This is a genomic window from Sphingomonas sp. NPDC019816 (assembly GCF_050274375.1).
In the GTDB taxonomy this organism is placed as follows: domain Bacteria; phylum Pseudomonadota; class Alphaproteobacteria; order Sphingomonadales; family Sphingomonadaceae; genus Sphingomonas.
The window spans coordinates 1-23,963 of the sequence record NZ_JBNNOB010000050.1 but is presented as its reverse complement, the minus strand read 5'-3'; the positions used below and the strand labels follow the sequence as shown (position 1 = coordinate 23,963).

Below are 23,963 nucleotides of genomic sequence, written 5' to 3'. Positions count from 1 at the left end.
CGCCTCCCTCCCGCCCTACCGCGCCCCCGACGCCGGCCGCCGCCTGGCGCGCGAGGCGCGCGCCGGCACGCGTACACTCTCGGTCACCGAACGCCGCCTTGCTGCGCTGACCGCCGGCGCGGTGCGCGTGTTCGAGGAAATCTGCACGCTTGCCCGCCTCAACCGTGGCCGTGTCTTCCCGAGCTACGACTGGCTCGCCGAGGCGACGGGCCTCGGTCGTGCGACCATCGCCCGCGCGCTGGTGCTACTCGAGGCGGCGGGCTTCCTCGTCCGCCAGCGTCGCTTCACCCGCGACGAGGGCCAGGGGATGGGGGCAGGGGGGGGGGGCCGCTATCGCCAGACCTCCAACGCCTATCGCGCGCTACTGCCGGCGAGCGTGCGCGCTTATCTGCCGCGCTGGATGCAACCGGCTCCGCTGCCCGACGATGTCATCCAGCAGGAGGCCGACCGGCAAGAAGGGGAGGCGACGATGCGCGCGAGCCTCAGTTGCCGCGAACTCGCGCAGGTCACGGTGGGCGGTGCGCTCGGTCGCATGCTTGCGCGCCTCGGTGCGCAGATCGATGCAACCTGCGGGTCTCAAAACGAGCCTCAACCGCTTACCAATTCAATCTGATCATGGTTCATAAAGCGTTGGCCTAGCCGGCCAACACGTCCCGCCTGACGGCAAGGACACAGAAAAGGCAGACACAAAACCGCCCATAACTAAGAATCCCACTGCGGGAGTGCCGGCTACGCCGTCACATGCTCCCTAGAAGGAGCAAGCGGTTGCCGACGGTGATTCCTTCGCCAGGTCGGGAATACGCACTGTGCAACATGTCGACCACTTGCCACGTCGCCATGTCGACATGTAGGGTAGTGGCCATGCCAGTCATCGCGATCATCAGCCAGAAGGGGGGCGCGGGGAAGACGACGCTCGCCATCCACCTTGCCGCCGCGGCGCAGGATGCGGGGCGCGTCGCGCTCATTATCGATACCGACCCGCAGGCCACCGCGAGCCAATGGGCCGCGTGGCGCGGCGATATGCCGCCCGAGGTGATCGACAGCCCGCCCCCGCGCCTCGCCGCCAAGGTCGCCGCGGCACAGAGCCAGGGTGCCGAGCTGATCGTCATCGACACACCGCCCCATGCCGACAGCGCGGCCCGCGCTGCGGTCGAGGTCGCTGACCTGGTGCTGATCCCGTGCCGCCCGAGCGCCTTTGACCTCTCGGCGATCCAGACCACCGCGAAGCTCGTCCAGCTGCTGAAGAAACCGGCCTATGTCGTCTTTACCGCCGGCAACCCCAACGCCCCGCGCGTCTACGAAGAGGCCGGCGAACTGGTCGAAGGCTTCGGCACGCCGCCCTGTCCTATCCAGATCCCCGACCGTGCCGCCTATCGCCACGCCAGTGGGGAAGGGCGTACTGTCATGGAATACGAACCCGCCGGCAAGGCCGCCGACGACATCCGACAGATCTACACGTGGACATGTCGACAGATCGGCTTGCCCACCCCCCGCAAATCCACGTCCAAGAAAGCCGCCGCATGAGCCGCAAACCCAGCTTCGCCAATCTGCGCAGTGCCGCGCCGACGCCCCAGGCTCCGATCGCCGCCCCTGCTGAGATCGCCCCCACGCAGTCGGCCACTCCGGCGAGCCGCCAGGGCCGCAAACAGATCGCCGGCTTCTTCAGCCCCGAAATGTCCTTCGCCATGCACACGCTGGCGCGGCGTCAGGGACGGAGCCTGCAGGCATTGATGGCCGAGGCGTTCAACGACGTGCTGCGCAAGCATGGCGAGAGCCCGATCGGGGATTGAAGGCATCCTGTTGGGATGGCCACAGACCGGCATCGCTCGACGCCACCGTTACAACACTCTACCGGTACAGCCGGCCACGCCACGGCTTCATGGATACAATAATGCCTTCCATCTCGTTCATCGTTTGTACCATTGAACATTCGGGCCGGGAAACCCGGCTGATCGAGGTTATCGATAATCTCAAGCGACAGACGATCGCACAAAGCGAGATCGTCGTGGTTTGGCAGGGACTTGATCACAGCAAAGTCCCGGAATTTCCAGGCGTCCGTGTCCTTCCCGTTTCTTTTTTCAGTTCGTCGCAGGCGCGAAATTATGGCGCTGCACATACGCAGTATGACATACTGTGCTTTCTTGACGATGATACTTATCCTGTCTCCCCAAATTTTTCCGAAGATATTATCAGGTTGATGGATGAGCGTCAGCTGGATTTCGTGACCTGCAACATCTCTTCAAGCGGGGCGATCATGGCCGGAGAAGCGACAGATCGCGATGTCACGATGGATCGTAAGTCGATCATCCCACATATGTGGGAGCCGGGCATGACGATTAGTCGTCACGCTTTCCATAAGGTTCGGTTTGACCCGAGGATTGGGATCGGTTGCATCCATGGATCAAGTGAAGGGTTTGATCTTGGCTACCGCCTGTTGGCCGCCGGCTTTCGCGGTCAGCGGATCGCATCAATGCTAATCGATCACCCGCCACTGGCGACGGTGGACAACTATCAGGTCGAGCGAGCCTTCTATTATTCCCTGGGCAACGGCTCGGTCCTGATCCAGCATAGGTATTACCGGACCTATGCCTGGCAGATTGCCAAGACGATTGCTCGCCTATTCGTATCAATCCTGCGCGGCGACCGCAGCCGGGCGAAGGCTTCGTTGGTCCGAACGCTTTGCATGATCGCAGGACCACTGATACCCCGCCGCCCTGCGCGAATACTACCCCTTTCAAGCGTTCGCGCAGTAGCTCTTGACGACGTAAGCTCTGTCGCATGAACACCTCACCGCTGAAGAGATGGCGGCCAGGACGCCAGCGCACCGTATCGGTCAGTGACCTTTCGTTTTTGGTCGCCCTGGCCGTTATTGTATTGGTTTGTATGCTGGGTGGAGGGTCGTCGCGGCCGGATGTCATGTCGCTGCTATATCTGCGGCCGATCGTCGTCATCGGGATAACGGTGATGATCATTGCGCGCGGCCATGAAGTTGTATGGTCGGCGATCCGCGTTCCACTCGCATTATTAGGGGCGATCGCCCTTATCATGACGCTGCAGCTCGTACCGCTGCCGCCGTCGATCTGGGCCATGCTTCCTGGGCATGGCGACGTCGCAGCACATCTTGCACGTGTCGGGATGGCTGACACCTGGCGTCCGCTGTCAATGATGCCGGAGCTAACGGTCAACAGTCTGGTGGCGCTGCTACCACCTCTGGCGATCCTGATCGGTGTGGCGGGCTCACGTCGCGCCGAGCGGACGGCTATGGTCTATGTTATCGTCGCGATCGCAATCGTTAGTGCGGTGCTTGGGATAGTTCAGCTTGTCACTGGGCAAGGCTATTTCTATCAAAATGCTGACAGCACGCTACCGATTGGTCTGTTTACCAATCGCAATCATCAAGCTGCATTGCTGACGATCAGCCTGCCGGCTTTACGACTTCTATCGTTGGTTCCGCGCAAGACACTGTCCGGTCACCTATTCCAACAAGGTGTGTGCGGTGCGCTGGGTATGTTCTTCCTCCTTGTGATCCTGCTGACTGGATCACGCTCGGGTATAATGCTTGCGGTGCTGGGGATGGGTATCGCCGCCTTTATGGTACCGCGATCGCAATCGAGGCGGTCATCGGAAGGCCGCGGACGTCGGGCGCCCTATCGTTGGTACCGCAAAGCCGTACTGCCGCTCGTGATCGTGCTGGTCCCCTTGTCGATCATTGGGTTGGCTTATGTTTCGGGACGAGCCGTATCAATCAATCGTTTCCAGCAGGTGGACGCGGTGCTGGCCGATCAGCGGATCGCCTTTGCACCGCTCACCTGGCAACTGGCGCGCAACTTCTTCCCGTTAGGGGCAGGATTCGGCGCCTTCGATCGAGTATATCGTCTTCACGAGCCCGACTGGGCGCTCCATCAGACTTTTTTCAACCATGCTCACAATGATTTGATCGAAGCTATTATCACGGGCGGGTTGCCTTTTATGATCGTGATTGGGCTGTTCATTTTTTGGATGGCACGGGCGCTATACTCAATAATTCGATTTTCTGCCGAAGTCACCGCAAAGAATGAGGCTATGTTTCTATCTATAGTATTTGTATCTTTGCTGATAGCTAGCTTGTTCGACTATCATTTGCGTACGCCGTTGCTCGCTGTTGTTTTAGCTTATGCTAGCGCAGCCGCTGCTATGCTAAAGAATGCCAATACGCTATTGAGACGGGCGGGCTGAGGTCTATGGCAGGATAATGACGCTTTACCGGAAACACGGCACCGGGTATCGGTCACGCATATTCGGTCGGCAAAGTAGGTAACTGGCTCGGAATGCGTGCATCAATAATGTGTATCGGCGTCGTGGCCCTGACACTTTCCGGTTGTGCTGGTGAGCGTCTTGTCGGCCGATCCGACCTCCAGGTCGTACAAAATACCACACTTCCAGCCCCCGATGTGCAGGATCTGATCCAGCAGCGTCGGGCTTATGTCGTTGGCCCCTATGATACGATTGACGTTAATGTTTACGGTGTACCCGAGCTAAGCCGTACCGTCGGGATCGATGCCAGCGGGGCAATGACGTTGCCTCTGATCGGTGAGATGAATGCTGCCGGTCTCGGCACCTCGGAACTCAGCCGGATCATCGCCGGTAAGCTGCGCCGCTATGTCCGCGATCCCCAGGTGACTGTCACCGCGAGTAAGGTTAGCCAAAGCTTTACCGTGGACGGGCAGGTCAAGACACCGGGCCAATATCCCATCGCCGGACCGATGACGTTGATGCGGTCCGTCGCCCGTGCCGAAGGCGTGACGGATTACGCGGACACCAATTACGTCGTGGTATTCCGTCAGGTAAAAGGCAAGCAAATGGCCGCGCTCTACGATCTGCGGGCCATCAGGCAGGGCATTTATGCCGATCCCGAAATCTACGCAAACGACATCGTCTATGTCGGAGAATCGGCAGGTCGCCGTCTGTTCCAAGCTGCTATTCAGGGTGGAACGCTGCTGTCCGCTCCGCTGATCGCCATTCTCAGGTAAGGTTATTATCGATGCATTCGGCAACCATACGTGAGCGTGGGGAGGGCGTGCGCCACCCGCAGCAGGACAATCGCGGCGATGTTATCGCGCCGACGATGGTAACCCAAGTGATGGCCATAGCCCGACGCCGCCTATGGCTGATCTTGGGGTGTGTGGCGGTTATCTTCTTCATTGGGCTGATCGCCAGTCTACTGGCGACGCCGCAATATACGGCGCAGGCCACGCTGGAGATTCAGCGTGAGACCCAGACCGTTGCGGACGTCGACAACACGCGTGCGCCTCCCTCTGCGATGGACATGGAATTTTACGAAACGCAATATGGTTTGCTAAAATCAGAGTCCCTTTCCCAGCGGGTGGCGGCATCAACTCGCCTGTCCGACAACCCGCGTTTCTTCGAGGTTTTTGGCGTTCGTCGTGCCGCCGACTGGTTCGACAACGGCCGAGTGAAGCCGGGTGCCTCGACGCGAGAGCAGCGGATCCGGGTGGCGGGCGATATTCTGCTCAAGCATTTCAAGGTCGAGCCCGAGCGGCAGTCCCGTCTTGTCGAGATCAGTTTTACCGGTCCCGATGCGGTAATGTCGGCACAGATCGTCAATGCATGGTCGACGAACTTTGTCGAGGCGACGCTGGAACGGCGCTTTAACGCCAATTCCTATGCCCGGAAGTTCCTGCAGGATCGCCTGGAGCAACTGCGGACCCGTATCGATGCCTCGGAGCGGCGACTTGTCGATTATGCCTCCTCGCAAGGAATCGTGAATCTTCCTGCTGAAACCAGCAGCAACGGCACATCTTCACCGGAGCGATCGCTTGCTGCCGATGATTTGTCAGCGCTCAATCGCGAAGCGGCGCAGGCAACCGCGGATCGTATCATGGCCGAAAGCCGGCTTGGCAGCGCAAACGGGCAGGTCGCGGAAGCGCTCACCAACCCGACGGTGTCGTCGCTACGACAGCGCCGTGCGGAGCTGGGAACCGAATATGCGAAGTTGATGCAGCAGTTCGAACCGAGCTATCCGCCAGCAAAGGCGCTACAGACGCAAATCGCGCAGATCGATCGATCGATCGCAAGCGAAGTGGGCCGTGTAACCGGCACCCTGCGTCAATCTTATGATGCAGCTTTGAAGCGTGAGCAGGCGCTGCAGGGAAAAGTCGATCAGCTGAAGTCCGGCGTTCTGGATCTCCGCCGGCGTAGCATCGAATATAACATTATTCAGCGTGATGTAGACACCAATCGTCAACTATACGATGCCCTATTGCAGCGATTCAAGGCAATCGGTGTCGCCGGTGGTGTTGGTGCCACAAACATCTCAGTCGTTGATCAGGCGGAAGTGCCCGGCGCACCGTCAAGTCCGCGAATCGTCTTCAATCTTCTGCTGTCGACGCTGATTGGTCTACTCGTTGCTGCGGCTGCAGCCTATGTCGCCGAGCAAATCGACCAGGGCATTACGGATCCCGGCGAAGTGGAAAGCGTACTTAACCTTCCGCTTCTCGGTACCGTGCCCAAGGTTACGGATGGCGATCCGATCGCTCTTCTGCGTGACCGCAAGTCCATGCTGGCGGAAGCATATATTTCGCTGCGGACGAACCTCGCCTTCTCCACCACGCATGGTGTTCCTCGCACGATCGCCGTCACGAGCTCGCGGCCGGCGGAGGGTAAGTCGACGACGAGCTTCGCGCTCGCGCATGGGCTCGCCCGTAGCGGACGCCGCGTCGTCTTGATCGACGGCGACATGCGCTCGCCTTCGGTTCATCACGAAGCCGGCATCGTCAATCAGTTCGGGTTAAGCAATCTGCTGGCTGGGCAGGACAATCTGGCCGATATGGTTCATCAGACCAATGACATGGACGGTCTGGCAGTCATCACCGCTGGTCCGATTCCGCCCAGTGCGCCCGAATTGCTCTCCGGTGATCGTTTCCCGCAATTGCTGCAGCGTATCGGCGAGGAATTCGATCATATCATCATCGATATGCCGCCAGTCATGGGGTTGGCGGACGCCCCCCTTATCGGCAGCATAACGGAGGCGGTCGTATTCGTGATAGAGGCTCGCAAGACGAACAAGTCGTTGGCGCAGGTCGCGATAGCACGGATGACGGCTGCCCATGCCCAGGTATTGGGTGTCGTACTGACGAAATTCGACGCTCGACGCACAGGTTACGGCTACGGCTATGAATACAGCTATGGCTATGGAGATACCAAGACGGAAAGCGGCACGTAAGTGACCGGGGCCGCCACGTACGGACTGTCGCGTCTTAAGCAGGCTGGCGTGATAGCCTTGGCGCTTGCGGCCTTATGGTTGTCCCTCGCGGTGACGATCGGCTTGGTCTATGCCAAGCGAAATCCAGCGGTTGCCTTGGCGGGGTGGCATTCTCCGAGCGCCGAATCCGAGCGGGCGGCGCAGCAGCTCCAGCAAGATCAGCATCCCGCTGCGCTCCGCGAGGCCGAAACCCTGGCACGGCGTGCATTGGAGAATGATCCCCTCAACGTCGTAGCCGTCCGAACTCTGGGATTGGCTGCTTCGCTACGTGGCCGGATCGATGCCGCGAGACGTTGGTTCGGTGTTGCGCAATGGATGTCGCGTCGCGACCTCCCTACACAATTGTGGCTGATCGAAGATGCGGTTGGGCAGGGACGGATCGATCAGTCGCTGCGCCATTACGATTACGCATTGAACACCTGGCGGTCGGCCGAACCGATGCTGTTTCCTATTCTGGTCGGCGCATCCGGTCAGGTGGCGATCGATCGCCCCTTGGCCATTTTGCTGTCCAAGCGACCCTTGTGGTGGCAGCGGTTTATAGACACGCTGATTTCGACGGGAAATTCGCCGGTCGGGGTAAGCAACCTCGTCAGTGCTGTGCATCTCGACCTCCGTAAGTCTGACGAACAGCAACTGGCCGCACGTGCGATCCAGCGGTTGTTCCAGCTTGATGCGGTGCCGCAGGCCTTCGCGCTTTATCGCCAGATAAGCGGTAATGCCGACCGGGGAATCAGAAACGGCGATTTCAGCAAAGCCAATCCCATCCCGCCCTTTGACTGGGATCTGGCGGATCAGGCCGACCTCTACGCCTCGGTAATCGCGGGACCGGACGCTCGCTACCCTCGCATGCTGCATCTAATCGCAGCCGATGGGAAGGGCGGCGTTGCCGCGCAACAGTTGCTCCATCTTGCTCCGGGCGCGCATAGCATATCAGTCCTTGCCGGTGGCGATGCTACCGACCCTGCCCGCCGCGCGCATCTCCAGATCGCATGCCAGAACTCGGGCAACGCCCAGCTCGTTGACATGCTGTTTCCCACTGGGGGACCGTCAATCAAGCCGGTTTCAAGTGCGTTCACTATCCCCACCGACGATTGCGCGTTCCAGCAAATTCACGTTGTGTTGCCAGGCTCTATCGATGGGGGGACATCCCAGGCGTGGATAACGGGTATAACGGTACGACCCGATTAGGCGGCGGGTCGTATCTCGCTTGTTCTCAGACCCGAGACGTCTTCAGCTCCGACGATCCTGTCGGCAACGGATTTTAGACCATGAGTCTTGCACGTGTGGCTCTTAGCGGCAGCATCTGGTCGCTCGGCCAGATGCTGGTCGAGCGCGGGCTTCAGGCGGCGTTGTTCTTCATCGTTGCTAAATTGCTGGGGCCAGCGGAGTTTGGTGTAGCGGCAATCGCAATTTCGCTGCCCCTCGTCTTTGTAGCGACGCTATACGGCACGGTACAAGTCATCATCCAGCGCAATGAGGTCGATGACGATTTCCTTGTCACCGCTTTTTGGTTCGCGATCGGACTGGGATTAATGTTCTCGATCATAACGATCGCGTTAAGTCCGCTGGTTGCCCATCTCGTCAAATCACCGGAGCTGCTCGTCTATATGATTCCGGCGGCATTCGCACCGCTCGCGACGTCGCTTGGCGTCGTTGGCGAGGGAATACTGACGCGTAAGTTCGAATTCCGTATGCTGGCGATCCGCCGCACCGCAGGATTGGTCGGATCGGCGCCTATTTGTATAGCCTTGGCATTCGCTGGATACGGTCCATGGAGCCTCATCGCCAATACTATTATGGCTAGTCTGATCTCTTCTTCGGTTGCCGTGTTCGGTAGCGGTTTCAAGCCAAGGTTTTTTATAGATCGCTATATCCTCAAAGATTTGGCAAAAACGGCGACTTATACCAGCCTGGCGCAGGCAAGCGTTCAGGCAAACACGAGGTTGGCAGATCTCGTCATCGGTATTTTTGCCGGTCCCGCGACCGCTGGAACCTTTAGAGTCGCGCGCACGATCATAGATCTGATCATCAGTATTCTTTATCAACCGCTGACGAATGTGTTGATGCCGATCTTCTCGCGATTATCGGTGGATCGTGGTCGGGCAGCGACTGCTCTTATCCAGATTGTATTTCTGTCATGCCTCGTCTTGAGCTTTCCATTTCTGGGACTATTTTCGAGCGCCGAGGCGGCGAGTAAACTCGTTGTGTCGTATGAATGGGTAGCGCTGGGGCCCCTGCTGGCGTGGATGGCGGTCGCCTATCCAACCAACGCGGTTATCGGATCCATGCAGACGTTCAGCATATCCCAGGGGTGGGTGCGGATGGGGCTGATCTTAACCATCGTCGACCTGATACCTAACATGATCTTTCTAGCCATCGGTGCTTCGCAAGGGCCGGAAACATTAGGCATCATGTTCAGCATGCGCGCGTATCTCGTCGCTACGGTAATACTGGTCATCATTACGCACGCCGATCCGGCGCTGACCCCGCAACGGTTTGTCGGCGCTCTAATGCCGGCCTTCATTGCCTTGGGCGTCGGGGGGGGCGTTTGGTTGGCGAAGACGATATTCCCGGTCGTGCGCACCGCAGTGCTTCCTGGTGTCGCATTGGGAGTCGCAGCCATGATAGTCTATGCGATAGTCGTCTTCACGGTCTGTCGTCGGCATTTGCGATCGATGATTGCCATGTTGCCTATCCCGAAGCGTATAGCGATCGTTATAAACCGTTATATCGGGATAGAATCGCCCCAAGCTTAGCGGCGTAAAAATGTAAAAACGTTCTGCGAATATTGCGACAAGTGAAGTGATATGACCGATACATTGGTTTACATGTGCTATGGCAAGCCCCGGTACCGCGAAGAGACGATGTTTTCTATCCTGTCGGCATATCATTGGATAGAAAAAAGTAAAAATATTGATATAATCGTATATACTGACGTACCGTCAGATTTCGCGTGGCTGAATGTTAGTACAAGAATGATAGATCAGGATCTGCTGGATAGATGGATGGGTAATGGTACTTATCCATTCAGAAGGAAGGTCGCTTGTCTCGCGGATATATTGAAAAGCGAAGGTGGGAAATGTGTATTTGCCGATGGCGACACGTATTTCCGATATGATCCATCTCACCTTTTTGATCGCGTCAGTCCCGGACATACGTGTCTCCACATGCGGGAAATTCGTCTGACATCACGCGAGAATACAGCTGGCGCGATCTTGGGAGGCTTGTTTTTGCGGAGCGAAGTGCGCGACTTGCGTGGCGCTCCCGTATCGCTGAACGCCGGTGAGGGGATGTGGAATTCGGGCATCATCGGTATTGATGCGCATGACAGCAGTCTTCTAGACGAGGCCCTTCATCTAATGGATGAAATTTGGTTCAGAGAGCAGCGGGTTCATACCGTCGAGCAATTCGCGCTGGGACATGTAATGGGCACGGAGGGGAAGTTGTGCGAGGCAGACGACATCGTGTTCCATTACTGGAAGGATGCGTTACGAGGGCCTTTCCTTAAACGTCTACCAGACATTCTTTCTAGAGCTCGCACAATGCCGCTCGATGCCGCGGCACATTGGAGCTATGATTTCCGCCCACTTCCTTCAATTCGCGCGCGATGGATTGGACATGTGCGTAACATGGCGCACAGGCTCGGTGTTGACCAGCGCTGGACGAGAACTAGCGTTTAAGGTCGGCTCTTACGGCAGCAAGAAAGACCCAGGAGTCGATCATATAACGACGCCATAGCCGACGCGGTTCGGATGCGAGGCGCCACAAGCCTTCCAGGCCGACACGCCGGACCAGGCGGGGTGCGCGGCTCTTCTTGCCAGTGTGGAATTCGAGGGCAGCGCCGACCGGCAGGATGTAAAGCGCGGGCAAGCGATGCCGATAATTCGCGATCCAGATCTCCGACTTGGGCGATCCAATGCCGAGGAAGAGATGGGTTGGCCGGGAGGCCTCGATCGTGGTGAGCACGGCATCGCTCGCCGCAGCATCCTTTTCGAAGCCGAACGGTACCGTCAGGAAGGGGGGGCGTTCGAAGACGAAGCCACGCTCCTCCAGTTCACGTTGCAACGCCATGCCGATGCTGTCGTCTGCAGTGATGAAAAACGGCCGATGCTGCCGCGGGTCGATCGCACGCATGAGCGCCGGGAACAGGTCCGCGCCTGTCACCCGTGCCGGCGCCCGACCGCCACGCCAGCGCTGATAGACGAAGACCGGCGCACCATCGACCGTCGTCTGCCATGCGGTCAGGTAAGCAGCGCGGAAGACCGGATTACGGTGGAGATTGACGACGTGGTCGAGGTTGCACGTCACGAGCATCTGGGGTTCCGTCGCCGCCTGCCGCGTCATGGTTTCTACCAGCTGCGCGGTCGTGCGGTCGCTGAAGGCGATCCCGAAGATGCGTGCGCTGTCGACATCACGCGTGGTGGATGCGCGGTCGGACATCAGGCAATCCTTCGTAAGGGAGCCTCAATGCGGGCAGCGACGCTTTGCCAGCTGTAGCGCGCACGATAGGTGTCGAGCTCCGTTTCGCTCGGGTGTGGCGCAATGGCTATGGCGTCACGTAGAACGTCGTCGGAGCTGTCGATGCCAACGAACCGCGCCCACGGCGGGGCGACGGCGCGATGGATGGGAAGATCCGAGCAGACGATCGGACAGCCCAGGACACCGGCCTCCACCAACGGCATGTTGAAGCCTTCGGCATGAGACATCGACAGGAATGTACGGCTATTGCGATAAAGCCAACGCAGTTGCGCATCGTCGGTATCGGCCAACCAAACCAGCCGGTCGCCCAATAGTTGACTGGCGGCAGCCAAACGTTCTGTCGATACGCCCCAGCCGGGGCGACCAGCGACGACGATGGGGTCAAGATCACTCCTCGCCTTGACGAAGGCGATCAGCCGCTCGTAATTCTTTCGCGGTTCGATCGTGCCGACAGCCAGTGTGAACGATCCCGGCGTTAATCCGGGAAGGGGCGTCGTGGCAGGCGCAAGGCAGTCTAGCCCCGGCGCATTACCGCAGACGGTGATTGCATCTGTATTGAGCACGCCGGTGAGGTCATTCTGCGCGATGGCGGTAGGGGCCTGCACGTAATCGTAGCGGCGAAGCATCATGCGATCAAAATGCGCAAACATCAGCCGTCCCTGCAGTGTCAGGTTCTGCGGATGGGTCCAGGCGAAGGCATCGTGAATGACACGCGTGATGGGCGCGCGGCTGGCGATCAACGAAGGGCTGGCAGGGAATGCAGCGCAGACGACTGCGGCCGAGGGGCCAAACCGGCCCAGTTTGCGCGCAATGCCAAGCCAGCCCTTCAAGGTCGACCCCGCCTCGATCACCTGAGGTGAGCCAGCAAGTGTGCTACCCGGGGCGACCAGCGCGACGACGTCAGCGTTGCGCGCACGCGATGCCTCGAACACGTTGATCGCGAACCGTTCGATCCCGGTCAGCTTGGCGCGCCGCGTCGCGAGGATCAGATCATGGATAATCATAAGCACCACAGAGCATCGCGTACAGCCGAGCATTCAGCTGATAGGCTTTGGAATACGAGGGCCCCGCGCTAGACCAAGGTACAAAGCCATGCAAGCAACGCCGCCCCGGCTGGGATTGCGGCGACGAGACATAGTGAACGTTGCGCCCCCCGAAGCGCTTGCCTAGGACGCGGGAAACAGGCGGATACAATCGTCTAGGGCATTTTGGCGCCTAGGACAATTTTGGCGGATGCCGATCTTGGCACCGAAGGGACCTTGATGAAGCCCGTATTGATCTTTCAGAACTATTACACGCCTGCGCGCGATGCCTTGTTCCGCGAGATGATCGCACAAGGGCAGCAGCTGGTGGTGCTGTACGCGCATCTGCCCGGCGACGAGGGGCGGCGCTGGGCGGAACCGGCGGACGTGCCGTATCGATCGGTGCAGATGCGCCACCTGCGCGTGGGCAAGAGCGTCCTATTTTGGGTTCCTCGGGCTTTTTGGCGATGGGACGGGCCGGTCATGGCAACCGACAACAATCCCACCAACATCGCAATGATTGCCTGGTGCCTGCTGTTCAGGCTCCTCGGCCGAAGGCTGGGTATGTGGGTCGAGCATATTCCGGACACGTACAAAGGCCGGGCCAAGCTGTTCTACCAACAGGCCTGTACGCGTGTGCTGTGCGCGCTGAGCGATAAGGTCGCAGCGTTTTCTGCGATGACCGAAACCTATCTCGACGGACTGGTCGCCCCGGCGAAGGTCGTGCGTATGATCCAGGCGACCCCGACGGACGCCGCGGTCAACGTGCCGCGTGGTGCGCAACGCCTGACGCGGTTCGGCTATCTCGGTGCTGCGAGCGAGCGCAAGAATGTCCCCGCACTGCGGGCGGCGTTCGCGATGCTGGAGGGGGCGGACCTGACCTTGCACCTCGCCGGCTTCGACGAACGGGCCGATACCGAGACCGATCCACGTCTGCGCTTTCATGGTTATGTCGATGGGCCGGCACGCGAGGCGTTCTTTGCCGGGATCGACGTACTCGTCCTTCCCTCGTTCGCCGACCCTTGGGGGTTCGTCGTGAACGAGGCGCTGGCGAGGGGAGCGTTGGCGATCGTCACCGATCGATGCGGCAGCGCCGAGATGGTCCGCCTGATCGATCCGGCAATGGTGTGCGGTGTCACTGGCCAAGAGATCGCCGCGGCGATGGCGCATGCCGCCGCGCTGGCTCCGAATGCCGTGAAACCCCTTCGTGTCCAGGCGGATCGCGTCGTCGCCATGTACGGAATGGACTCCGCGGCGCAGCGTTTCGTCGCGATCTGTCGCGAAATCGAGGCATGATGGCCATGCGCCCAACGGTGGCGAGGCTGTTCGCCGGGCAGCAATCTGCTATCGGCACTCCCATGACTTCCCATCCGGACACCAGCGTTCCGCACCACCGCACTAGGATAGACAGGCATGACCTGTTGCGTATCAGCATCGTATGGGCGGCCTTGTTCATGAATTTCTTCCTTGCGTTGGCGAATGCCAACGGCATTGGAATGACCGGGAATATAGTTTTAGGTATACAACTTCTAATAACCGGAACGGCAATTTTGGTAATTTTATACCAGCCCCCCCGTGTCGGTCCGGACTTTATTTTTGCAATAACGGCTATATTAGTTGGATACCTTGTATCCGGCATATATCACGGAAGTATCGACCCTCGCGGGCTGTATGACATATTTATTATACCGATATTCATGATGCTCGGCATGACGCTTCATAAGTTGAAGCCTTGGATGATTAATGCTCCAATGAGCATTATTGTCCTAGTTGCCCTTGCCGATGGTCTGCTACGAGATCAGTATGCATCGATTGTTAACCCGTTGTCCTATTACCGCTCAACCCGGGCGTGGGTTGCAGATCAAGATTCGGCTTTCAGGGAAGCTAGTGGCTTGTATGTCGGTGCCGACCGATCTGGCGGTCTGGTATTCTCATTCTTAAGCGATCACCGTGTAGGGTCGATTTTTCTTGAACCTCTTTCGCTTGGATATTTTGGTGTTATCGCCGCAATCGCCTACGCGGTTGTCTATGACGGTCAGCGAAACAAATTCTTATTCGCTGCGAGCATATGCTTATTTTTGGCGCTTTTAGCTGATACCAGAACAGCCGCTTTTCTTGTTATTGTCACCGTTTGCCTTGTATTGTCGGCAAAAAAATTACCCGTAGCTATAACTTACATTATTCCAGTGGTAGTTATGTTTCTTGGTGCCGTTGTTTATTTAAATTATCATGGCGGCGGGGGAGATTTGTTGTTTCGATTGGGTTTGACATATAGAGAATTTTTCAATTCTAATTCTTTATCCCTTCTAGTCGGAAACGTTACTTCCGACCAAATATACGATAGTGGTATTATCAACATTATGCAAAATGTAGGACTAATATCTGCTATTGTGTTGATCTATTTGGTATCTGGCGGATTTGGCTATAAATGGTCAAAGTTTTCATTCGTGCCCTTGGTAACCGTAATATACGTAATGGTTACGCTATTGTTTGGCGGTGCAGTCTTTTCGATAAAGACGGCGGCTATGCTTGGCGTAATTATTGGTAGAAGTGGCAGAATGGACGACTTGTCTATTGAAAGTCCAGATTAGATTGCACGTCCTCAGGGGGGCGTAACAACGGGTTTGGCGTCCTGACATCACTGGGCGTTGCGGTAGGTTTTAAGATTGGGGCCGGGGTGGAATGGAACGTGGGCATATTGGCTATCTAGATAGCTTTCGAGCATTTGCGATAATTGGGGTAGTGCTGACGCATGCCGTTTGGTTGTCGCATGATATTCCAGTATGGTTAGACAATGTAAGCCATTTTGGTTCTAAAGGAGTACAGCTATTTTTTATGGTGAGTGGCCTTACACTAGCCTTAAATTACGATGCTAACTCCTTAAAAGTCGGTAATTTCTTTGTAAAAAGATTTTTCCGTATTGCCCCGATGTATTATTTTAGCGCGCTATTCTACGTAGCAGTCGGCTATAGTATTTTGCCAAGTGCGCTTCCTACCAATCTGTCGATAGAAAGCTGGTTATCAACCTTCACATTTACAAATGGATGGAGCCCCAAGACAATAAACAGCTTTGTTCCGGGCGGCTGGTCTATTGCAGCAGAAATGATGTTTTATTTATGCTTTCCAGTATTTGTAAGGCTTAGAGATAAACGGTGGTTGTCAGTCAGTTTTGTGTCAATTTCATTTTTTGTATCGGTGGCCATCTATAAATTAATCATTCAAAAAATTCCCGGAGATGCCGAAGATATATCATCGTTTGCTTATTTCTTTTGGATAACACAGCTACCAGCATTTTTGCTAGGTATTGCAATTGCGGCATGGCTTCCTTTTCTTACTCGCTACCGCGCTGTTTCTTCGTACCTGTTCTTTTTTGTCGCTGCACTGACCGTCGCCGCTGCATTTTCACGCGGTGTATTTTCAAGTTATATTGCGGCGGATATTCTTTTCAGTGGTTTGATATTATCAGCTGCTACTGCAGACTTCTCATTCATGAGGGGCGCATATTGACGTATATTGGCACGATAAGCTTTAGTATTTATCTGACGCACTTCTTTGTAATCCATTTGTTAATGGATCAAGCAAGTATCCTCGAAAAATTAGTTGGTGGTACAACACTAGTTATTGGCGGTTATTTAATAACTATGGCCGCTGCCACGGCAATATCGTCATTAACCTATCCAATGATTGAGAAAAATGGGAAGAATATTGGAAATTATCTTTTGCGATATGGACGTAAACGAATTCAAGGGCAGGCGGCATAGGTCGTAGCGGAGAACTGAAATGGCTAGGCGCCGGGCGATATGTTTCTGGCTTTGCGGCACGCTAGTATTCGCGCCAGTTGCCGCGCAGGCTAGCTGTCCGGATGCCTGCCAAATACCCGTCAAGCAAGACGCAGCTAGGCTGCAGTGTGCCGATCACCAGCGCGGTATGCGTTCGTCTCGCACCACCTGGGCGGGGCGGCGTTGGGCCATGTCGGGCGACAGCATCGTCGCGCAGGATACATGGGGATCAAAGACCGCGAGCCAGCTCGGGATGGCGTCTTATAAAAATTGGGGTGTATCCGGCAGCCGGATGGATGAAGTTTTAAACGTCAGGCAATTGAAGGATTTTGATGCGCTGGATTTATACGGGATCAGCGCGGGTACAAATGATTTCGGACAGCAGCGACCAATCGGTACGAGGAATGATCCTCCTGGAGCCGCTACATTCTGGGGGGCAATGCGGCAGATTGTTGTTCGCGTACGGCAGCAGCGGCCCAATATACGCATTTTCTTCATGACGCCGCTGCATAGAGCCGACGAACGGTCACGTTCCGTATCGGGAATACCACTTTATCGATACGTCGACGCGATCGTATCTTTTGGCAAAATAAATAAAATTCCTGTTTATGATCAGTATAGATCAATACCAATAAATGAGGGCACATTTCACGAGTATCTATCTGATGGGCTTCATCCGAATATCTGTGGTGGGGAGCTTATCTCAAAAGGGCTGGTTCAATTCCTGAGGGTAAACCTAAAATAGCCGTTATATTGACACTGACCGAGTCCTCGAAAATGGATCAGCATCATGACGGGCACCTTAAACCGACGCGATAGTCTCGCTCTGCTGGGAGGCGGGGCCTTGGCGTCCGACAGCCGGCTGACGCCTGCACCCAGCGGACCGACGTGTCGCGAAATATCGGCCGCAGCGGGCAGCGCCGGCGTAACGGGCTTTACCTTCGCGGAACTGGCGTGCCGAACGCTGCCTGTGCAGGCGGGACGTTTCGCAAGTGCGGGCTATGATACGCCGGGGGTGGGCAGTGGTGACTACCTGCGCTGTACCGGGTCGGGCCCCTTCCTTGCGACTCGCTGGCGGCGGCAATCGCGCGACGGCCAGTGGTTCGAGAAAGACGAACGCGACGTCGATCTCACCCATATGGGCGCGCGGGGAGGCGGAAAGGACGATACGGAGGCGCTGCTCGCTGCCTTTGCGTGGCTGAACGAACAGCCTGGTCGCCGCTTGCAGGTACCACGGGGCAGCTTTGCAACCGAACAGGACCTCCCGATCCTGACCGACAGCGCCTGCCTGATCGGGCAGGCGCATGGCCGCGGCGAGATCGTGCTGGCGAACGGTGCGACGATCCGTGTCGGCCGCGGTCTCAGTCAGGGCAAGGACCGGGAAGGACGGCTGCTGCGCACGGTGCCGGGCAAGGCGCTGTTTCCCCGGATCGAGAACATCGGCCTCAAGGCGACCGGATCGCACAGCCAGGATTGCCTGGTGCTGGAACATGCCGACAATGCCTATCTCCGGCTGCTCGATATCAGCCATTTCAAGACGGCGAGCGGCGTCCGGATCGGGGGCGTGCGCACCCGCTGGGTGCAGTGGACGACGCTGGACCATGTGTTCGTCAACACCAACGAGGTCGGGCTGACGATCGAGATGGCGCATGAGACGGACGAGAATGAGGATCACTTCCTGATCGACGCCTGCCAATTCTATATCGGCAAGCAGCCCGTCAAGGACGCACAGCCCGCCTGTATCCGCATCGAATGCATGCCAGGGCGCACGACGCCGATGTGGAATTTCCACGTGACCGGGCGCACCCATTTCCTCGGTTGGAAACGGGCGGACAATCCTCCCGCGACGACGGGACCGATCATGACGTCGGGCGTGATGCTGGTCCAGCCCAACGACGGCTGCGCGCTACGCCTGGCGACGATCCGCGACGCCTTCTTCGAGGACGTGTCCTTTCCCATCGATCTGCGCCGTCAGGTGACCGGTGCGGACGTCAGCGTCGTAAACACGCAAGGCTGCAGCTTCATGGAGGCGCACACCGTGTTCAGCGGGAGGGACTGGTCCAAACACGGCGTGACCGCTGCGGACAATCACTATATCAACGGCGGGTTCGTTTGCGACGGGAACATCCGGACCTATCATCGTGGCTTCAACCGTATGTCGGGTATGAAGGGGTTCGACCGGAAGGATAACATCTCGGTGCACCAGTGGGAGCGCAAGACGCTGTGCCTGGAGGGCATCCAGTTGGAAGCGCGCGGCAAGGTCGATGTGGCGCCGGGGCAAGGTGGCGTGACGTTGCGCTATGACCTCAGCACGCCGCATGCCGAGGAGTGTCGGCCGACATCGCTGATTGCCTCATGGCCCGGGGCGGATCCCTATCCGGTATCGATCACGCCGAAAGAAGCCGTCATCCGCTTCGCGCTTTCGCCAGCCGAGCGCGGCACACTGCATTACGTCATCGAGGCATGACCCGGGCCTGCCTCGATTGGCTACGATTCACTATCATCGACGTGAAAATCGAATGCTGTGACCTGCCGGGTCACAGGCACTGACGGGCCACGGCCTCGCTCGTGCTTTGGTCGCCCTGAAAGACGCTGACCGTCGAAGTGTAAGGTGTCTTGGACCGAGTGTTTGCGGTAACCTCGAAACCCTGGTCCGGGCCGCGTGCCGCGACGCGTGCGATGCAGGCATCGACCTCCGCCTTGGGACGTGAGCTCCACATACCGGAATCGGCACCCTTTGCCAATTTCGTCGGCCCAGATACGCTCGTGCAGCCACTTGCAGCGACGAGAACGAGAACCGCCAATTTCTTCATCGCAAATCCCGGATCATGCCCCTGGTCGCGGAGCGCGGTGATATTATGAGCTATAAGGGGGCGCTACATAGGACGGGCACAGATATACGCTAAGCGGCTCGGGACAGCGGCGGGCTGAGCATCGAGCGTAACGGCCGGAGCTGCCCCGGTTTGGTGGCGGGCTCGGTCCAGAGATAGTCGCCGGTGAGGTTGATGTGCTGCCAGCCGAGCGGCGAGAGGTGGGCCAGCATGTCGATCGGCACGAGGCGACCCTGGCGTTCGAGGTGCCGCATGGCGGCTTCAAGGTAGGTCGTGTTCCACAGCACGATCGCGCCTGCGACGAGGTTGAGGGCGCTCGCGCGATGGCTCTGCGCCTGAAGGCCGTGGTCGCGCAACCGACCTGCGCGATGGAAGAAGATCGCCCGCTTGAGCGCGTTCTCCGCCTCGCCCTTGTTCAGCTCGCGGGTAGCGCGACGCCGCTCGTCGGGGTGCTCGATCCAGTCGAGCGTGAACAGCGTGCGCTCCACGCGCCCGATCTCCCGCAGCGCGAGCGCCAAGCCGTTCGCGCGCGGGTAGGAGCCGAGCCGCTCCAGCATGGCGGACGCGCTGGTGGCGCCCGTGCGGACCGAGGTCATGAGACGGAGCACGTCCGTCCAGTGGGCCGTGATCAGCTCTTCGTCGATCGCCTCGCCGACGAGCGGCGCGATGTCCGGTCCGGGGTCGAGGCCCTCAAACAAGTGGAGCCGTCTGGCAGACAGGTTCGGGATCCTCGGCGCGAACAGGAAGCCCATCCCGTGACACATCGCGAAGACGTGGTCCGACACCCCGCCGCCGTCCGTGTGGTGCCGCTCGATGCTGAGGTCGGCCCCGTGGTGGAGCAGGCCGTCGAGCACATGGGCGGCCTCGCCGGCACCGGCCGAGATCACCTTGGAGTGGAAAGGCGCGTAGCGGTCGGACACGTGCGTGTAGAACGAGGCGGCCGGCTCCGAGCCCTTGTGCGGGTTGACGGCCCCGGTCGCCTGGGCGCGACGGTTGAGCGGGAAGTGCTGCCCGTCCGAGCTCGACGACGCGCCCGACCCGAACAGGGCCGCGAGCGGCATCCGGTGCTGCGCGTTCACCAGCCGGGCGAGCGCCGTGCCGTAGGTCTCCTCGCGCAGGTGCCAGGACGACAACCAGCCGAGCTGGCGCTGGCTGACCAGGTCGCACGCTTCCGCCATGCGCGCGTGGCCGAGGTTGGTCGCGTCGGCCAGCACCGCGGTGAGCACCGCGCGCGGGTCGTCGTGAGTGCGACGCGTGGTCAGGTGCGTGAAGCAGCCGGTGAACCCCGTCCAGCGGTCGACGTCGGCGAGGAGGTCGGTCACGCGGATCGGCGGCAGGTGCGCGTACAAAGGCGCGAGCGCGCCTTCCGCTTCGTCGGGCGTGCTCGCCTTCAGCGGCGAAATGCGCAGCCGCCCTGCCCGTAGCGACACGTCCTCGAGCGCGTCGGCACCGACCTTAGTCGCCACCTCGCCCAGACGGCGGGCGAGGACCTCGCGCTTCCCGGCCAGCCACTCGGCCGCGGATCCCGGCAACGGCACCGGCAGTGGTCCCGCCTCCCGCATCGCGGCGAACACGGGCGCGGGGATGAGCTGCTGCTCGACCGCGCGATAGCGGCGGCTTCCTTCCACCCACATGTCGCCCGCGCGCAGCCGGTCGCGCAGCTCGGCCAGCACGCAGAACTCGTAGGTGCGCCGGTCCATGCCATCCCGACCGATGCGACGTCGCCAGGTCTGGCGAATGAAGCCGACGGGCGCATCGGCCGGGAGCTTGCGCAGGCGACCGGTTCCGAGCAGTCGCACAATCTCGACACCGCGCGCGAGCGCCAAGCAGGCCGGCACCGCCCCGAACGTGAAGGCTTGCACGAACGCGGGGCCGATCTGGCGCAGGATGGGGAAGTTGGACCGGGCGAGCTCGACAGGGTCGAGCGGGTCGGGCCGGACCAGGCGCTTCGCCTCCTCCACCTCGGAGCCGAGCTCGTCCCAACCAATGACGCGCTCGACCGCGGCGAGCGGGTCGTCGCCGTTGCTCCGCGCGGCAAGGAGCGCGTCGCCCAACCGCGCGAGCAGCCTGATCTTGGCCGTGATGTTGCGCCGGTCGCGCTTCAGCGCGGCTTCCTCGCGCCGTTCGACGCGGCGGAACATTTGGCCGAACAGCCGCTCGAACATGAGAACCGCGTCGTCGGTCAGCGTGACCTGCGTCTCCAGCGCGGTCGCGACCAGCACCGCACGACGTCGAGAGGGGTTTAAGGTGGCGAGGTGCTGGGCGGTGAGCCGCGCGCCCTCGCCCGTGAGCCGCCGCAGGCGCTCGGGATGCACGGCGTCGGTCAGTGCTGGGTTGAGCCGGAGCACGCGTAAGGCGGCGAGCCGATCGATGATAGCCGAGAACGCGCGCCGGCCCGGTCGCCCAGGCGGCTGTCGCACCCAGGCGAGTACGCTTGTCCTCGCCGTTGCGTGGGGCACGAGCAGTCCTTCCAGCCCGTCGCGCTGCTCTGCGGTGAGTTTTCGGGTAAGCAGCTCGGCGACGTGGCGTTCGACGTCGAGCAGCGCCCGGGCCACCATGCGCTCGACCAGCGTGATCCCGGGCACGATGATCTGTCGCCTGCGGAACTCGTCCAGGAGCATGCGCGCGAGCTCGGCGCCGCCCGTCGTGGCGAGTGCGGCCGGCAGCAGCCATGCTTGCAGCTCCGCCCTTGCCGGACGGCTGAGCTGCCGGAACCCGAACACGTCGCGCAGCGTGTCGAGCTGCTCGTAGCGGGTCGGCCCGCGCGACGCATAGCCGGCGAGCGCCTCCGGATCGACGTCGAGCTGGTCGGCGACGAACGCGAGCGGCGCGTTCGGGATCAGCTCCCCCGGCCGGAGCAGCCGGCCGGGATAACGGAGCGCGCAGAGCTGGACGGCGAAGCCGAGCCGGTTGTGCGGACGCCGCCTGCTGACGATGACGCGCAGATCGTCGGCGCTCAGCGTCCAGTGCCGGACCAGGTCGAGTTCAGTGTCGGGGAGAGCGAGTAGCGCGTCGCGCTGCCCCTCGGTGAGAACAGCGCGACGCGGCACTGGATCAGGCCTTGGCTGAGGCGGTCCAGCCCACCCGTTCCAGTGTGTCGAGCAGGGTCGACCGAGCCACCTTGAAGGAGCGGCAGACCGATGCTTTGCTGGCACCGCTATCGAGCGCGGCCCTGATCTGCTCGATCTGCTCGGGATCGATCGTGGAAGGCGACCACGACCCCGACCGGGATGCCGAGCCCGAGGATGGCGCCCCTTTTAGGCGGCATGGCGCCCTGCCGGATCATAGTAGATCTCGGTCATCCGGAATTTGCCGTCGATCTTCTTCATCTGAACCACGACGTCGACGAGTATTTTCAGCAGCGAGCGGATGTCCTCGCGCGCCAGGTCAGCGCCGCCCTCGCTCTCCTTCACCAGCAGCGTCAGTTGCTCGAACGCCAGCTCGGCCGAGTCCGCGTGAATTGTTGTGATCGAGCCGGGGTGGCCACTGTTGACGTTGCGCAGGTAGAAGAACGCAGTCCCGTCGCGCAGCTCCTGAAGCAGGATGCGATCGGGCCGCATGCGCAGCGCGCTTTCCAGCAGCTCCTTGGCCGTCACCTTGGCCGTGCCGGTGCCGTCTTTGCTGTAGATCATATGGACGACATTCTTGTGAGGCACGACCAACTCGCGCGTGTCCTCGATCGTGAGTAGCCGCTCATTTTCTGGAATGAGCTTGATGAGGCCTTTGGAGAACGTCGTCTTGCCGGAGCCCGTCGCGCCGGAAATTAGAATGTTGAGCCGGTTCTGAACCGCGAGTTCGAAGAATTCCACATGCCGACCCGCATGGAGCAGGCCGAGCAATCGTTCCTCGACCGGGCTGACCCGCTTGGTGGCGACCTTCGTTTCCGCAAACAGGCCACTCGCCTCGAAATCCGCCATTGTCATCGTCTTCGTGGACGGCTTGCGGACCGTGATCGACACGGTGCCGTCGGGCACAACGGGCGGGAGCACGAGCTGGACGCGCTCGCCGGTCGGGAAGATCGTCGAGCAGATCGGGTTCTCGCGCGTCACGTCCTGAGAGGTGAACGCGGCTGCGGCCCGGGCAAGTTGGTTGAGGGCATCGAGCGTCAGGTCGCCCTCATTCTCCCAAGTCCAACCTCCATGCCGCTCGACGCCTACGATCATCGGTTCGTTGATGACGACTTCGGTTACGGCATCGTCATCCAGATACTGGCGCAGCGGGCGAACAGCGTGATCGAGGATCGCCGTGTTGCGGAACGGGGCGTTCATTTGAGGCCGAGCCCATAGACCTGCGAGAAGTCGAAATCCTTGGCGACGGTTATCGCCATCTCTGTCCCTTGATTGACGCGCACGATCGGGCGGATTTGCTGCGTGTCGTTGAGGATCTGCGATGTCGTGTCGCCGGGAGTGCGGAACACCGCCGAGCCCTGCGGGCTGACGGCCTGGCCGGCGATTTGTCCGCCCGCATCAAGCACGCTGAACAGCATTGCGGCGCCGAACCGCTGCCAGAAGGGGTGACTACACGAAAGTGACGTATCTGCACGGAAAGGGCGAACGGATAGCGAACGTCACGCGGCAAGTAGGGAGTTGAC

At 59.5% G+C, this 23,963-nt stretch carries 21 protein-coding genes and 1 pseudogene; 16 read left to right on the top strand and 6 right to left on the bottom strand.

Annotation, left to right across the window (positions count from 1 at the left end; all coding sequences use genetic code 11):
- From ACQKJZ_RS09455 to ACQKJZ_RS09410, 10 genes are all read left to right on the top strand, one after another.
- Positions 1-613: helix-turn-helix domain-containing protein (locus tag ACQKJZ_RS09455; RefSeq protein ID WP_427730911.1), on the top strand; the 613-nt coding region annotated here is incomplete at its 5' end.
- Positions 614-861: 248 nt separating this feature from the next.
- On the top strand, positions 862-1,524 hold the full coding sequence (gene parA / locus ACQKJZ_RS09450) for a ParA family partition ATPase (RefSeq protein ID WP_312489168.1): 663 nt from the start codon (positions 862-864) through the stop codon (positions 1,522-1,524).
- On the top strand, positions 1,521-1,790 hold the full coding sequence (locus tag ACQKJZ_RS09445) for a ribbon-helix-helix domain-containing protein (protein WP_312489167.1): 270 nt from the start codon (positions 1,521-1,523) through the stop codon (positions 1,788-1,790). The genes parA and ACQKJZ_RS09445 overlap by 4 nt, the downstream gene beginning before the upstream one ends.
- Before the next feature lie 101 nt (positions 1,791-1,891).
- A complete protein-coding gene (locus ACQKJZ_RS09440) occupies positions 1,892-2,782 on the top strand; it encodes a glycosyltransferase family 2 protein (RefSeq protein ID WP_312489166.1) in 891 nt (296 codons plus the stop codon).
- Positions 2,779-4,215, top strand: coding sequence for an O-antigen ligase family protein (locus tag ACQKJZ_RS09435; protein WP_312489165.1), 1,437 nt, complete (start codon positions 2,779-2,781; stop codon positions 4,213-4,215). Before ACQKJZ_RS09440 ends, ACQKJZ_RS09435 begins: the two co-directional genes overlap by 4 nt.
- A gap of 107 nt (positions 4,216-4,322) precedes the next feature.
- The gene (locus tag ACQKJZ_RS09430) at positions 4,323-5,009 is read left to right on the top strand and encodes a polysaccharide biosynthesis/export family protein (RefSeq protein ID WP_312489164.1); all 687 of its coding nucleotides are present in this window, start codon (positions 4,323-4,325) and stop codon (positions 5,007-5,009) included.
- 11 nt (positions 5,010-5,020) lie between these two features.
- Positions 5,021-7,222, top strand: a complete 2,202-nt coding sequence (locus ACQKJZ_RS09425) for a GumC family protein (RefSeq protein ID WP_427730909.1) — start codon at positions 5,021-5,023, stop codon at positions 7,220-7,222.
- Positions 7,223-8,449 carry a hypothetical protein gene (locus ACQKJZ_RS09420; protein WP_312489161.1) on the top strand — a complete coding sequence of 409 codons (1,227 nt, stop codon included), beginning with the start codon at positions 7,223-7,225 and terminating at the stop codon, positions 8,447-8,449. It begins immediately after the preceding gene.
- Between the two features lie 80 nt (positions 8,450-8,529).
- Positions 8,530-10,017 carry an oligosaccharide flippase family protein gene (locus tag ACQKJZ_RS09415; RefSeq protein ID WP_312489160.1) on the top strand — a complete coding sequence of 496 codons (1,488 nt, stop codon included), beginning with the start codon at positions 8,530-8,532 and terminating at the stop codon, positions 10,015-10,017.
- A gap of 51 nt (positions 10,018-10,068) precedes the next feature.
- On the top strand, positions 10,069-10,941 hold the full coding sequence (locus ACQKJZ_RS09410; protein ID WP_312489159.1) for a hypothetical protein: 873 nt from the start codon (positions 10,069-10,071) through the stop codon (positions 10,939-10,941).
- On the opposite strand, the gene ACQKJZ_RS09405 is transcribed toward ACQKJZ_RS09410, so the two are convergent.
- Entirely contained in the window at positions 10,931-11,701 is a 771-nt protein-coding gene (locus tag ACQKJZ_RS09405) for a WecB/TagA/CpsF family glycosyltransferase (protein WP_312489157.1), read from the bottom strand. The two genes, ACQKJZ_RS09410 and ACQKJZ_RS09405, sit on opposite strands and share 11 nt — an antisense overlap.
- A complete protein-coding gene (locus tag ACQKJZ_RS09400; RefSeq protein ID WP_312489169.1) occupies positions 11,701-12,744 on the bottom strand; it encodes a glycosyltransferase in 1,044 nt (347 codons plus the stop codon). Before ACQKJZ_RS09400 ends, ACQKJZ_RS09405 begins: the two co-directional genes overlap by 1 nt.
- 222 nt (positions 12,745-12,966) lie before the next feature.
- On the opposite strand from ACQKJZ_RS09400, the gene ACQKJZ_RS09395 reads away from it, so the two are divergent.
- The 6 genes from ACQKJZ_RS09395 to ACQKJZ_RS09370 all read left to right on the top strand — a co-directional run bounded on the left by ACQKJZ_RS09395 (position 12,967) and on the right by ACQKJZ_RS09370 (position 19,008).
- Positions 12,967-14,058: a glycosyltransferase gene (locus ACQKJZ_RS09395; RefSeq protein WP_427730906.1), complete on the top strand. Its 1,092-nt coding sequence runs from the start codon at positions 12,967-12,969 to the stop codon at positions 14,056-14,058.
- Positions 14,055-15,353 (top strand): hypothetical protein, encoded by a 1,299-nt coding sequence (locus tag ACQKJZ_RS09390; RefSeq protein ID WP_427730905.1) that lies wholly within the window; start codon positions 14,055-14,057, stop codon positions 15,351-15,353. The genes ACQKJZ_RS09395 and ACQKJZ_RS09390 overlap by 4 nt, the downstream gene beginning before the upstream one ends.
- A gap of 91 nt (positions 15,354-15,444) precedes the next feature.
- A complete protein-coding gene (locus tag ACQKJZ_RS09385) occupies positions 15,445-16,269 on the top strand; it encodes an acyltransferase family protein (protein WP_427730903.1) in 825 nt (274 codons plus the stop codon).
- Positions 16,266-16,523 (top strand): hypothetical protein, encoded by a 258-nt coding sequence (locus tag ACQKJZ_RS09380; RefSeq protein WP_427730902.1) that lies wholly within the window; start codon positions 16,266-16,268, stop codon positions 16,521-16,523. The genes ACQKJZ_RS09385 and ACQKJZ_RS09380 overlap by 4 nt, the downstream gene beginning before the upstream one ends.
- A 208-nt stretch (positions 16,524-16,731) precedes the next feature.
- Positions 16,732-17,286 carry an SGNH/GDSL hydrolase family protein gene (locus ACQKJZ_RS09375; RefSeq protein WP_312489152.1) on the top strand — a complete coding sequence of 185 codons (555 nt, stop codon included), beginning with the start codon at positions 16,732-16,734 and terminating at the stop codon, positions 17,284-17,286.
- 45 nt (positions 17,287-17,331) lie between these two features.
- On the top strand, positions 17,332-19,008 hold the full coding sequence (locus ACQKJZ_RS09370) for a hypothetical protein (RefSeq protein ID WP_427730901.1): 1,677 nt from the start codon (positions 17,332-17,334) through the stop codon (positions 19,006-19,008).
- Positions 19,009-19,443: 435 nt separating this feature from the next.
- Here the strand turns inward: ACQKJZ_RS09370 and ACQKJZ_RS09365 are convergent, their stop codons facing one another.
- The 4 genes and pseudogenes from ACQKJZ_RS09365 to ACQKJZ_RS09350 form a co-directional block, all read right to left on the bottom strand.
- Positions 19,444-22,422 (bottom strand): Tn3 family transposase, encoded by a 2,979-nt coding sequence (locus ACQKJZ_RS09365; protein ID WP_312489516.1) that lies wholly within the window; start codon positions 22,420-22,422, stop codon positions 19,444-19,446.
- A 4-nt stretch (positions 22,423-22,426) separates the two neighbouring features.
- Positions 22,427-22,549: a hypothetical protein gene (locus tag ACQKJZ_RS09360; protein ID WP_427730913.1), complete on the bottom strand. Its 123-nt coding sequence runs from the start codon at positions 22,547-22,549 to the stop codon at positions 22,427-22,429.
- Positions 22,550-22,629: 80 nt separating this feature from the next.
- On the bottom strand, positions 22,630-23,640 hold the full coding sequence (gene virB11, locus ACQKJZ_RS09355; protein ID WP_427730899.1) for a P-type DNA transfer ATPase VirB11: 1,011 nt from the start codon (positions 23,638-23,640) through the stop codon (positions 22,630-22,632).
- Positions 23,637-23,879 (bottom strand): annotated as a pseudogene (locus ACQKJZ_RS09350) (TrbI/VirB10 family protein); the annotation flags it as partial. The gene virB11 and the pseudogene ACQKJZ_RS09350, both read right to left, overlap by 4 nt.
- Between the last annotated feature and the right edge of the window lie 84 nt (positions 23,880-23,963).